A 12,710-nucleotide genomic window follows, 5' to 3' on the forward strand; every position below is an offset into this window, starting at 1 on the left:
TGTTATACGTTGTCATACAACTTAATCGATTATGTCTTGCCTGCGCCCTTCTTGTCAAATCACTGGGTATATCGCTAGATATATTGGATAAGGCCGCGTAAACCGGCTATTCTCGGCGATATTTTATGTTGTATGATGACTGATAAGAAAACAAGCCACCACCAAGGAGACCCCGATGTTTAAGAAATGGATGTATTTGTGCACAGCGATGGTCTGCTCCATGATCATTGCCCAAGGCGCAGCGGCCGCCCCCGATGAAGAATCGGTAGCGGAGCAGGTCGAAAAGCTGCGGACAGCGATGCTCCACCCCGGCGACCGCGCGGCGCTCGACCGCCTGGTCATGGACGAGCTAAGTTACGGCCACTCGAACGGCAAAGTGCAAGACAAGGCGGAATTCATCGGCGCGTTGACCAGCGGCGAATCGGACTTCGTCAGCATCGCCCTGTCGGACCAGAGCGTCAAGATTTCGGGAGATACCGCGGTGGTGCGCCACACCTTGGCGGCGGTCACCAATGACTCCGGCAAAGCGGGCAATGTCTCCCTGAAAATCCTGATGGTATGGAAGAAGCACGACGGCCATTGGCGTTTGCTGGCGCGCCAGGCGGTGCGTTTCAGCGCCTGATTTACTGAGCCGGGTCGGATGCGGGCAGGACCGCGCGCCATATTGCCGGCGCGCTCCGGCTTGCTGGCCGCCTCAGGAGTTTTCAGTTTCCGAAGTGGTGAATTCAATGCCGCCGACCCATTTTGCAACGAGGTTGTAAACCCATGCGCCGAACAGCGTAAAGAGAAAACCGACGACCAGGTAAATGAACGGCAGCGCCAGCATCGCGCCGATCGCCGGCGCTTTGCTCCCCGGCATCACTGAAAGAAACAGGATCATGAGGATAATGATCGGCAAGGAAACAACGAAATAAAGAATCGCCACCACCTTGGCTGTCTGCACCGGCGAAATGTTCAAGATCTGTTTTTTCATGATTTTTTCCCTTTTATAAATTATTGAATTACCAGCTTAAATTGCGTATCCGCGATCATCCCGTTCGCTGATTTACCGCCTTTGCATTGTTTCACCTGGCAACCACATGCACCAGGCTCGTCATAGCATCGACATACAAGTGCTGCTCGTCCGCAAGCAGCGGCAGCAGCGGCGTGACCGAAACCTGGTTCAGCTTCGTCATGCGGACCTTTCCCGCCGGATCGCGGAAAACGGCATAGGGCACGTCCTGCATGACATAGGGCTCGCCATTGACCTGCCCCAAAATCATCAGCACATGTCCAGGAACCACGACCAGGTCGCCGACCTGGGCGGCCAATACCGCCTCGACGCGGGCCTGGTGAGAATCCGAAGCGGAAAAAACGCGCTGCTGCAACGCCGGGCTGCGGCCCTGGGCGCCGGAATTCGGAGGCAGGATAATGCCCATGCTGCGGTACACCTCGCCGGTGAATCCGCTGCAATCCCTGGCATTGTAAAGATGCCCCCAGCCATACCGTTCACCGAGGAACTTGAATCCCTGGCGGATGATGTTGGCTTTGGTGAGCGGCAGATACTCGGGAGAAGTGTCTTTGATCTTTTGCAGCAGTGCGGCCTTGAAGGCCAACGATCCGTCTTCGCGGCGTACCGGAAGATCCACCGTCCAGGATACGTAAGACCCCTGGCCGTTCACCGGCTCGCCCTCAGCCAGCCGCGCAAGCGGGACCCTCACCCCCATGTCGAGCTGGAGCTCCGAAACCTCGGGCGCTTCCGGCGTAAATACTGTCCGCACCTTGTCTCCGGTCACTACGCGGAACGGCTGCTTGCCGGCATAGGCAAACACTTCTGCGGCGGCTCCCTCGGCGATGTCCGCGCGCGCTACCCACGCAGGAGCTTGTTCGCTCAAGACCAGCAGCCACTGGCCGTCGGCGCTCGCATGCGCAACGACGACGGGATCGCCTGGGAAAAGCGTGCCGCCCTGGAAGCTTTCGAAATCCAGCAGGTCCTTCGACGGAAAAGCCTGGAGCGATGTCGGGTAGGTGCGCAGCTGCGCGCGCCGCACGCTGAGCCCGTAGCGGGTGGGCGTGGTGGCCGGGATCCGGTCGGCGCCGATATTGGCCTCGATTGCCTCCATCGCCGCTTTCGGGATCGCATTTCCGGCTGCGTCCACCAGCGGCTTGGTCAGCGGTTCCGCAGCGTCCTTCAACCACAGGAGCACCTGCTCGCGGGACAAGGCCGGCCCGACCTTGGCGAGATCGTGCATGGCGGGATCCGCTGCAAATGTTCTGGCATTCAGGTCATCGATCTGCTGCCGCGACATCAAGACTTTGTCCGGGCTGGGAGCTCGCGCAATCCAATAGTCGGGCACAAGCATCGCCTGGTCGAAACCGATCACTCCCGATGGGGGAATCGCAAGCTTGTTGTTTTGCGCTGCGGCAGTGGCCGCGATACAGAACAGGAGAGGAAACACGAACCCATGGAACACCGATCTCCTCGGCCGGGTCAGCGTCATTTTCAATTGGCAATCCCCCGCGGAAGGCGCCGAGACATGCCCGGTTCCCAGGGCATTCAAACCTTTCCCGCCGGCGTGCGTATCACCATGAACAGCATCAGCAACATGCCCAAAAGGACCGCGATCGATGACAAGCCGAGAACCGGGCCGATAGTCTCTTCGGGGACGAATTGTCCCGACAGCAGGAACAGGCTGGCCAGCATGATCAAGGCGCCGGCGTGATGCAGGACAAATTGCAATGTCGCCACGCCGGGCCGGACTCCGGCCAGCCACAGCTTGTGGATGACGCCGTAAACGACGGAAATCGCGAAGCCGATCAGCAGAATGTGGGCATGCGTAACCAGCTGCGAGTGGTTCTGCGACATGCCCATGTAGATTCCGAACGCCAGTCCGAGAACCGCATAAGCCAGTCCGGAAACCAGGAACTTCCTGTCAAACCCCATCATTGACCTCCCATGTGCTCGCGCATCAAACGATCCGCAAAATTGCCGCAGGCAAATAATTTGCCTATGCTGCCACGAATAAGGGGGGCGATCAATATTAAATGAGACGAGTGCCTGTACTTCTACATTTGGCTGATGGCGGCATTGCTGGATGGCTGTTTACGGCTGTGGATTCAACCGGCGGAGGCAACAGATTGATGAAATCGTCCGCCTGTCAAATTATCCGTATGCGGCTGCGTTTGAGGAAACCATCGATACTTTGCACGGTACCGGCCTGGCGACGGATAATAGCGGCTACATCATTTTTAGAATTCCCCCATGGAAATCAAGGTCAACTTTCTCGATAAGCTACGTCTTGAAGCCAAATTCGATGACTTCACGGTAGTGGCCGACCAGCCTATCCGCTATAAGGGCGACGGCTCGGCGCCTGGTCCCTTCGATTATTTTCTGGCCTCATCGGCCTTGTGTGCAGCGTACTTTGTGAAGCTGTATTGCGTAACTCGCAATATTCCTACTGAAAATATCCGCCTGTCGCAGAATAATATTGTTGATCCGGAAAACCGGTACCAGCAGATTTTCAAGATTCAGGTCGAGTTGCCGGCGGATATCTCTGCCAAAGACCGCCAGGGTATTTTGCGCTCCATCGACCGTTGCACGGTGAAAAAAGTGGTGCAAGCCGGACCCGAGTTTGTCATTGAAGAAGTACAGAACCTGGATGCCGACGCCCAGTCGCTGCTGACATTGAAGCCGGCTTCTGATGTCAGCACCTATATTGCGGGCAAGGATCTGCCGTTGGAGCAAACCATCGCCAATATGTCGGGCGTTTTGGCGAACTTGGGCATCAAGATTGAAATCGCTTCGTGGCGCAATCTTGTTCCCAATGTGTGGTCGCTGCATATCCGCGATGCGCACTCGCCGATGTGCTTCACCAATGGCAAGGGAGCAACCAAGGAAAGCGCGTTGGCGTCGGCGCTGGGAGAATATATCGAGCGGCTGAATAACAACCATTTCTACGCCGGCACGTTCTGGGGCGAAGACATCGCCAACGCGGCGTTTGTACATTACCCGAACGAGCGCTGGTTTAAGCCGGGCCCTAAAGATGCGCTGCCGGCTGAAATTCTGGATGAGTACTGCCTGCAAATTTACAATCCCGACGGCGAGTTATGCGGCTCGCATCTGGTCGACACCAACTCCGGCAATCTGCAGCGCGGTATCTGTTCGCTGCCGTATGTGCGGCAGTCGGACGGCGAGGTGGTGTATTTTCCATCCAACCTGGTCGAAAACCTATACGTCAGCAATGGCATGAGTGCCGGTAATACGCTGGCCGAAGCGCAGGTGCAATGCCTGTCGGAAATTTTCGAACGGGCGGTAAAACGCGAAATCCTGGAAGGTGAAATCGCATTGCCTGATGTGCCGCAGGAAGTGCTGGCGAAATACCCTGGCATTCTGGCCGGCATCCAGGGACTGGAAGAGCAGGGCTTTCCGGTGCTGGTGAAGGACGCGTCGCTGGGAGGGGTGTACCCGGTGATGTGCGTCACCCTGATGAACCCGCGGACAGGCGGTGTGTTTGCCTCGTTCGGCGCGCACCCAAGCCTGGAGGTGGCGCTGGAGCGCAGCCTGACGGAATTGCTGCAGGGCCGCAGTTTTGAAGGCCTGAACGAATTGCCTCGGCCCACCTTTGCAAGTGAAGCCGTGACCGAGCCAAATAACTTTGTCGAACACTTCATCGATTCCAGCGGCATCGTGTCATGGCGCTTTTTCAGCGCCAAAGCGGATTTCGATTTTGTCGAATGGGATTTTTCCGGCCAGGGTGAAAACTCGAATGCCGAGGAAGCCGCGACCTTGTTCGGCATTCTCGAAGACATGGACAAACAGGTGTACATGGCAGCGTACGACAATTTAGGCGCCGTGGCCTGCCGGATTCTGGTGCCCGGTTATTCGGAAATTTATCCGATAGAAGATTTGATCTGGGATAACACCAACAAGGCGCTGTTGTTCCGCGCCGATATTTTGAATCTGCATCGCCTGGACGATGCCAGCCTGGAAGCGCTGCTCGAGCGCCTGGATAACAATGAGCTCGATGAATATTCCGACATCGCCACATTGATCGGCATCGAATTTGACGAGAATACGGACTGGGGGCAACTGACGGTTCTCGAGTTGAAGCTGCTGATTCATGTCGCCTTGCAGCAATTCGAGGCGGCGCATGAGCTGGTGGGAGCTTTCCTGCAGTACAACGACAACACGGCCGAGCGCGGATTGTTTTATCAAGCCTTGAATGTAGTGCTGGAGGTGCTGCTGGATGACGACTTGGAACTGGACGATTACGTGGTCAATTTCCGCCGGATGTTTGGCAACGCTCGGATGGACGCGGTGATGGGGTCGGTGGACGGCAGCGTGCGCTTCTTCGGCTTAACGCCAACGAGCATGAAACTGGAGGGGCTCGACAGGCACCAGCGCCTGATCGACAGCTACAAGAAATTGCATAAGGCCCGGGCCAATGTGGCGGCTACGGCCAGTTAGGGTTACGAGTCATGGCTTGATGCGCTGATGGCGGTCCTCTCCCAGCGCCCGCTGCCAGAACGAGCGTCTGTGCCGGCGCGCATCAGTGTGGATGCCGGCTTTCGCTTTAATGTTTCTATCTCGAGAGCTGCGGCAATTCACTGATAGTCAATGTCCATGAGCGGATTCCATCCCTGTGCGTCAGCGATTCATCTAAAAATGCATACCTGTGCATCGGAGAAACGCATCGACCGGTTGAATCCACAACCCTAAGCGGTCATAACTGCCTTTGAAAAGCGGACACTCAACGCCAGGTTAACCGGCAGAACGGAGCCGGCATTCCGGCGAAGTGGTTTGCAGTGGGGAGTAAAATTTGCGAAGCAATGCCGCGCTGCAAACTGTCCACGTTGAACGCCTTGTTAGGAACCCACTTAACCTTGGGCCGCGCCTTGTTTTTTTGGTAGCTGAGGGCTCATATGGTCCCAAGGCGCAGCACTAGCCACATAAAAATCTAATTTAGGTACATAGTTCGAAGAACTGTCTAATGTGCCTGCTTTAATACCGAGCATTCCGGGCATGGCGCTGAATTTTGCAAACAGCTGCGAACCGCAATTTTGACAGAAACCCCTTCGGTGAACACTTCCACTATCAGATGCAGACTCGAAATATTTTGCTTCGCCACGAATGGAGACACTTGCTTCTGGAAAAAGCATTGCGGGAATAAATGCACTACCTGACGACCTCTGGCAATCCTTGCAGTGGCAATTTCCAGTAAATAGCGGCTCCGCGTCAGTTGAATAATTTATTTCTCCACAAAGACATCGTCCTGAATATTTTGAGGTCATGCGTATCTCCATATTTGCTTATTGGTTTGTCTAATTTCTAGCAAGAGTTGTGCAGGTTTAAGTCCCGATTAATAGAATTCGGGAGTCGGCTTTTGGCCGGTTGCGGACTTCTGTTCTGTATGTGTGATGGTACCCGGCTGTTCGAACTCAAGACGCGAAACTCGAGAATATAGATAGCGCATTGCGAGATGGTATCGTTGGTATGCCGCCATCAACTCGAACAAGACCGACATCAACTCCGCATGATCCGTTAAGCTCCTCAGTTAAAGAACGCTCTCCGAGAAAAACTTCATCCAAGTCATAAATTCCCATACATTTGAAGTTTGTCCTGTCTCCTGGCCCATCATTGTGACTGTCCTCAAAACCGCGACTCATTTCTATTGCCCGGCTATATGCCCGCTCTGCGTCAGAGGCCGTGAAGAGTTGCGTCTGAATCCGATATAGTGTTTCTTGTCGAATAACATCATGCGGCGCGTTGGGTCTCCACCATAGATTCTCCTCAACAATCACAAATTGCGCGTAATAGAGTGACATAGATATTTCTGCTCCTTCAATCGATGTTTTAATGGCGGATTCTGGCCGTTTTGAGACGGTCGTGACGGGTTGATTTCGCTCCGAAGGAGACTGTCGGCAAGTTGAGCAGCAGACGTTCACAGTCGATTCCCTTCAAATGCAAAACCCTACTCGCCGCTCACCTTCGAAGCCCATTCATGAACGGGCTTTAAGCGCTCGATTGCAACGCGGTAAGGCGTAGGGCGTAATAGCGCAGCGTATTACGCCGCATGGTTTTATTCAGATAACCTGGCATTCTCTTATTGCTATTGGCTCCAATTTCTTTGGCATCGTTTTCCTCATTTACACATTCCACATGCGGTGTAATACGCTGCGCTATTACGCCCTACAGGATGCGTCTTACTACGTTATAGACGATCTAACCTTGCACCTCTTACAATATTGAGATTATCTTGCCTGGCTAATCGTTAGAGCTCATATGAATTTTCTATTTCGTCTATTCAAAAAAAAGCCAGCACCTCCGGTCGTTCCGCTTGGCAAAAGGCCAGAATCTTCGATAGTTCCGCAGCTAAATGTCGTTGAATTCAACGACGAGCAAGTTACTCGCACGACGGCAGACGGGATACGAGAAACTCTTTTATGGAGCGAACTTCAAGAGATCAGCATCATCACAACCGATGGTGGGCCATATGTTGACGATGTGTTCTGGGAGTTGCGCGGCACTTCACATGGATGCCTGGTCCCAAGCGAGGCGGAAGGCATAAAGGAATTGCTGTCGAAGCTGCAGGAACTTCCTGGATTCAACAACGAGGCGGTCATCCAAGCCATGGGGAGTACCGACAATGCAAGGTTTTTGTGTTGGCAGCGAGAACCCGGATCCTGATCTGGTGAACTCTGCCTGATGATTGCTTTCCTGTTTCCCTCGGCGCAGGAAATCCGGATCGGCCAATCCCTCAGGCTGGCCGATCCGCGTAACAAGCGATCAACCTGGCACTTTGCCTTCCACGCCTTGCACGTAGAACTTGATGCCATGCAGGAAAGCATCGTCCGCCACGGCGTCCTTGGCCACTACTTCCTTGCCGGTGTTGTCGACCACAGGGCCTTTCCAGATCGGCGCGCTGCCGTCGATGATGGCTTTCTTGCGCTCGGCGACCAGGGCCTTGACGTCGGCCGGCAGGTCTGGATTGAAGGCGCCGAGGTCGATGCCGTCTTCTTTCAGGCCGAGCCAGCTGCTGCCGGTCTTCCAGGTGCCGTCCAGCACTTCGCCGACGCGTTTGTTGTAGTACACGCTCCAGTTGATCATCGATGCCGCCTGGTGGGCTTTCGGGCCGAAGCTGGTCATGTCGCTATCCCAGCCGAAGGCGTATACGCCCTTTTCCTGGGCCGTCTGCACCACGGCGGCGGAGTCGGTGTTTTGCATCAGCACATCGACGCCCTGGCCGATCAACGTGGTCGCAGCTTCGCGTTCCTTGCCCGGGTCGAACCACTTGTTGACCCACACCACGCGCGTGGTGGCTTTCGGATTGACCGAACGCGCGCCCAGGGTGAAGGAATCGATGTTGCGGATCACTTCAGGAATCGGCACCGAAGCGACCACGCCGAGCTTGCCCGACTTGCTCATCTTGCCTGCCACCACGCCGGCCAGGTAGGCGCCTTCATAAGTGCGGACATCGTACTGGGCCAGGTTGTCGGCAGTCTTGAAGCCGGTCGCGTGCTCGAATTTGACGTCCGGGAATTCCTTGGCCACCTTCAGCATCGCTTCCATGTAACCGAAGGTAGTGCCGAAGATCAGCTTGTTGCCGTCGACCGCCAGCTGGCGGATCACGCGCTCGGCGTCGGCGGCCGATTCAGGCACGTTCTCGACGAACGTGGTTTTCACCTTGTCGCCGTATTTTTCCTCGACCGCCTTGCGTCCTTTGTCGTGGGCGAAGGTCCAGCCGGCGTCGCCCACCGGTCCGATGTAGACGAAAGCCACTTTCAGCGGCTCGGCCTTGGCCGGCGCGGCTGCCGCTGCAGGAGCGCTGGCGGCCGGCGCCGGGGTTTCGTCTTTCTTGCCGCAGCCGATCAGCGTGGCGGCAGCCAGCGCTGTGAGCATTGCGAGTGATGCCCTGCGTGAAATCTTCATGTGTATCTCCCTTGGTGGTTGGTCAGCTTGCATCAGGTTTAAAAGGTTTGCCCAGCGATGCCGGCATGTTCAGGCGGATCCAGTCCGGGTTGCGCGAAATCAGCGCCAGCACCACGATGGTGGCGACATACGGCAGCATCGACAGGATTTGCGACGGCAGCGTCACGCCTATGCCCTGCAGGTAGAACTGCAGGATGGTGACGCCGCCGAACAGCAGCGCGCCCAGCAGCACGCGCGCCGGCCGCCAGGTGGCGAACGCGGTCAGCGCCAGCGCGATCCAGCCGCGCCCGGAGACCAGCCCTTCCACCCACATCGGCGTGTACACCAGCGACAGGTACGCGCCGGCCAGGCCGCAGCAGGCGCCGCCGAACAGCAGCGCGGCGAAGCGTATCCAGCGCACCGGGTAACCAAGCGCATGGGCCGATTCCGGCGATTCGCCGACGGCGCGCAGCACCAGGCCGGCGCGCGTGCGGTAAATGAACCAGCCGATGGCGGCGCACAGCAGCAGAGCCAGGTAACTCATCCAATGCTGCTGGAACAACGCCTGGCCGATAAAGGGAATATCCTTCAGCAGCGGAATCGCCAGCGTTTGCGAAGGCAAGGCCAGGCCGACAAAACGCTGGCCGATGAAGGCCGACAGCCCTGCGCCGAAAATCGACAAGGCCAGCCCGGTGGCCACCTGGTTGGTCGCCAGCACCAGCGCCAGCCAGGAAAACAGCGCCGCCATCAGCACTCCGCTGAGCGCGCCCGCCAGGAAACCGAGCAGCGGGCTATGGGTGGTGTAGCCGACCGCAAAACCGGCGATCGCGGCTACCAGCATCATGCCTTCCGCGCCAAGGTTGAGGACGCCGGCGCGCTCGTTGATCAGCAGGCCGAGCGCCGCCAGCAGCAGCGGCGTTCCGGCGTTGATCGAGGCGGCGATGAGAGAAGCGAATTGTTCCATATCCGTCAGACCTTGGCTTTGCGGCGCAGGCGATAATCAATCAGGGTATCGCTGGCCAACAGTAAAAACAGCAGCATGCCCTGGAACACGCCGGTAATTGCCGACGGCAAGCCGAGCCGCGATTGCGCCAGCTCGCCGCCCAGGTACAGCAGCGACATCACCAGCCCGCCCAGCACCGCGCCGACCGGATGCAAGCGGCCAATGAACGCAACGATGATGGCGGCAAAACCGTAGCCGGGCGATACCGACGGCAGCAGCTGGCCGATCGGTCCGGCGATCTCGAAGGCGCCCGCCAGGCCGGCGAAGCTGCCGGAAATCAGCAGCGAGGTCCACAGCGCGCTGCGGCTGGAAAAGCCGGCATAACGCGCCGCATGCGGCGCCGTGCCGCCGACGAACAGCGAAAAGCCGCGCAAGCTGCGCGCCACGAACACCGTCATCACCACCGCCAGCACCAGCGTCACGGCAAAACCGATATGCAGGCGCGTTCCGCCCAGCAGCGCCGGCAGCATGAATTCGCTGGAGAACACTTTCGACTGCGGGAAATTCATGCCGTTCGGGTCTTTCAGCGGCCCGTTGACCGCATACATCAGCAGCAGTTGCGCGACATAGGTCAGCATCAGCGACACCAGGATTTCATTGGCGTTGAAGCGGTCGCGCAGCAGCGCCGTGATGCTGGCCCAAAAGGCGCCGCCGAGGATGCCGGCAACGGTCATCAGGAACAAGCCGAGTCCGCCGGGAATCGCATGGCCGGGCACATCGACCAGCACCAGCGTAGCGCCGGCAAACAAGGCGCCGACGGTGAACTGGCCTTCGGCGCCGATATTCCAGACATTGGCACGGAAGCATACCGCCAGGCCCAGCGCGCACAAGATCAAGGGCACCGATTTCAGCAGCAGTTCGCTGATGGCGCGCTTGCCGTTGAACGGATCGATCAGGAACACCTTGAGGCCGGCCAGCGGATCCTTGCCCAGCGCGATGAACAGCAAGGCGCCGAGCAGCATCGTCATTACCACCGCCAGCACCGGCGACAGGTAGGTCATGGCGCGCGACGGCGTGCCGCGCAATTCCAGTTTCCACGGCCAGAAATTACGCATGCGCAGCCTCCGGCGCATCTTGCCACAGGCCGCTCATCCACAAGCCGACCTGCTCGCGCGTAGCCTGTTCGATCGGGATCGAGGGCGACAGCCTGCCCTTGGCGATGACATGCAAGCGGTCGCACAAGGCGAACAGTTCATCGAGTTCTTCGGAAATGATCAGCACTGCACAGCCTTCTTTTTTCAATGCCAGGATTTCGGCGTGGATCTGCGCGGCGGCGCCGACATCGACGCCCCAGGTCGGCTGCGCCACGATAAACACGGCAGGCTTGCGCTCCAGCTCGCGGCCGACGATAAATTTCTGCAGGTTGCCGCCGGACAGGCTCTTCGCCAGCGCATCGGGGCCGCCGGCCTTGACCTTGAAACGGTCGATGATATGGGCGGCGATCTTGCGCGTGTAGTCGAAATCGATCATGCCGCGCTTGACGTAAGGCGGTTTCTGGTGCGACAGCAGCATGTTGGCGGCCAGCGTCATGCCCGGCACAGCGCCGCGCCCCAGCCGCTCTTCCGGCACCAGGCCGAGGCCGAGCGCGCGGCGCGGATTGGGCGCCAGCTGCCCGGCGGCGCGGCCGGCCAGCATCACCATGTTGGGCGCGGCGCGCTGGTCTTCGCCCGACAGCGCCGCCAGCAGCTCCTGCTGGCCGTTGCCGGAAACGCCGGCGATGCCGACAATTTCGCCGGCCCGCACCTCGCATTCGATATCGTGCAGTTCGGTGGCGAACAGATGCGCCTTCGGCAAGCTCAGGCGATTCAGATGCAGCTTGCGTTCGCTGCGCTGTGAATCTGGATTGCGCTCACGCTGCAGACGCACCAATTCATCGCCGATCATCAGGCGCGACAGGCCGGCGCTGGTTTCGTTGCGCGGATCGCAGTTGCCGCTGACTTTGCCGTTGCGCATCACCGTGGCGCTGTGGCAGAGCGCGCGGATTTCATCCAGCTTGTGGCTGATGTACAGGATGCTGCAACCTTCCGCGGCCAGCTTGCGCAGGGTGACGAACAGCTTGTCTACCGCTTGCGGCGTCAGCACCGAAGTCGGTTCGTCCAGGATCAGCAGCTGCGGGCTGGTCAGCAAGGCGCGCACGATCTCGACGCGCTGGCGTTCGCCCACCGACAGCGTATGCACATGGCGATGCGGCTCCAGCTCCAGCCCGTACTTTTCGCCGGTCTGGCGGATTTGCGCCACCAGTTCCGGCATGCTGACGTCCGAGGCCAGGCCGAGGGCGATGTTTTCAGCGACAGTGAGCGTATCGAACAGGGAGAAATGCTGGAACACCATGGCGATGCCGAGCTTGCGCGCGATATGCGGGTTGGCGATGTGGACCTGCTCGCCGTTCCAGAAAATCTCGCCGGCGTCCGGTTTCACGGTGCCGAAAATGATTTTCATCAGGGTCGACTTGCCGGCGCCGTTTTCGCCGAGGACGGCATGGATTTCGCCGGGCGCGACGCGCAGGTTGATATCGTCATTCGCCAGCACGCCCGGATAGGCTTTGCGGATATGGGCGATTTCCAGACGCGGTATGGTTGAAGTCACTTTCTTTTGCCTGTACCGATAAAAAGACTGTTGCAAAATGATTCCAGCGTCGCCGCCCTGCCAGCCGCGCCATTGAGCGCGCCAAAGCAAGCAACATGCTACATCAATTCCTGTGCCAATCGCCGACTTGGACCACAATGTCTTGTCGGCATAAAGCCCTTACAAAAGCAAACTGCATGCCAGACACGGATACGCGCGGCCCGCCGCATCTGGCGTGATTCGTGCTACCGGCTA

11 protein-coding genes are annotated in these 12,710 nt (G+C 58.0%); 3 read left to right on the top strand and 8 right to left on the bottom strand.

The features are described from left to right. Nucleotides 1–175: 175 nt before the first annotated feature. Nucleotides 176–622, top strand: a complete 447-nt coding sequence (locus tag V8G57_RS19135; protein WP_342830705.1) for a nuclear transport factor 2 family protein — start codon at nt 176–178, stop codon at nt 620–622. Nucleotides 623–694: 72 nt separating this feature from the next. Here V8G57_RS19135 and V8G57_RS19140 read toward each other — a convergent pair whose 3' ends face one another. From V8G57_RS19140 to V8G57_RS19150, 3 genes are all read right to left on the bottom strand, one after another. Beyond that, nucleotides 695–973, bottom strand: coding sequence for a hypothetical protein (locus V8G57_RS19140; RefSeq protein ID WP_092400150.1), 279 nt, complete (start codon nt 971–973; stop codon nt 695–697). A gap of 91 nt (nt 974–1,064) precedes the next feature. Continuing rightward, a complete protein-coding gene (locus V8G57_RS19145) occupies nt 1,065–2,480 on the bottom strand; it encodes an SH3 domain-containing protein (RefSeq protein ID WP_342830777.1) in 1,416 nt (471 codons plus the stop codon). A 56-nt stretch (nt 2,481–2,536) separates the two neighbouring features. Next, a complete protein-coding gene (locus V8G57_RS19150) occupies nt 2,537–2,926 on the bottom strand; it encodes a hypothetical protein (protein WP_342830706.1) in 390 nt (129 codons plus the stop codon). Between the two features lie 315 nt (nt 2,927–3,241). On the opposite strand from V8G57_RS19150, the gene V8G57_RS19155 reads away from it, so the two are divergent. Then, nucleotides 3,242–5,446 carry an OsmC domain/YcaO domain-containing protein gene (locus V8G57_RS19155; RefSeq protein ID WP_342830707.1) on the top strand — a complete coding sequence of 735 codons (2,205 nt, stop codon included), beginning with the start codon at nt 3,242–3,244 and terminating at the stop codon, nt 5,444–5,446. A gap of 410 nt (nt 5,447–5,856) precedes the next feature. Here V8G57_RS19155 and V8G57_RS19160 read toward each other — a convergent pair whose 3' ends face one another. Continuing rightward, nucleotides 5,857–6,270, bottom strand: coding sequence for a GFA family protein (locus tag V8G57_RS19160; RefSeq protein WP_092400156.1), 414 nt, complete (start codon nt 6,268–6,270; stop codon nt 5,857–5,859). 991 nt (nt 6,271–7,261) lie between these two features. On the opposite strand from V8G57_RS19160, the gene V8G57_RS19165 reads away from it, so the two are divergent. Next, nucleotides 7,262–7,666 (top strand): hypothetical protein, encoded by a 405-nt coding sequence (locus tag V8G57_RS19165; protein ID WP_342830708.1) that lies wholly within the window; start codon nt 7,262–7,264, stop codon nt 7,664–7,666. A gap of 99 nt (nt 7,667–7,765) precedes the next feature. Here V8G57_RS19165 and V8G57_RS19170 read toward each other — a convergent pair whose 3' ends face one another. The 4 genes from V8G57_RS19170 to V8G57_RS19185 are packed head-to-tail and all read right to left on the bottom strand — an operon-like array spanning nt 7,766 to nt 12,476. Then, nucleotides 7,766–8,908, bottom strand: a complete 1,143-nt coding sequence (locus V8G57_RS19170; protein ID WP_342830709.1) for a BMP family ABC transporter substrate-binding protein — start codon at nt 8,906–8,908, stop codon at nt 7,766–7,768. 22 nt (nt 8,909–8,930) lie between these two features. Beyond that, a complete protein-coding gene (locus V8G57_RS19175) occupies nt 8,931–9,851 on the bottom strand; it encodes an ABC transporter permease (RefSeq protein WP_092400169.1) in 921 nt (306 codons plus the stop codon). A gap of 5 nt (nt 9,852–9,856) precedes the next feature. Then, on the bottom strand, nt 9,857–10,945 hold the full coding sequence (locus tag V8G57_RS19180; RefSeq protein WP_342830710.1) for an ABC transporter permease: 1,089 nt from the start codon (nt 10,943–10,945) through the stop codon (nt 9,857–9,859). After that, a complete protein-coding gene (locus V8G57_RS19185) occupies nt 10,938–12,476 on the bottom strand; it encodes an ABC transporter ATP-binding protein (RefSeq protein WP_342830711.1) in 1,539 nt (512 codons plus the stop codon). Before V8G57_RS19185 ends, V8G57_RS19180 begins: the two co-directional genes overlap by 8 nt. Between the last annotated feature and the right edge of the window lie 234 nt (nt 12,477–12,710).

The sequence above is a fragment of the Collimonas rhizosphaerae genome, assembly GCF_038896935.1.
Classification (GTDB): Bacteria; Pseudomonadota; Gammaproteobacteria; order Burkholderiales; family Burkholderiaceae_D; genus Collimonas; species Collimonas rhizosphaerae.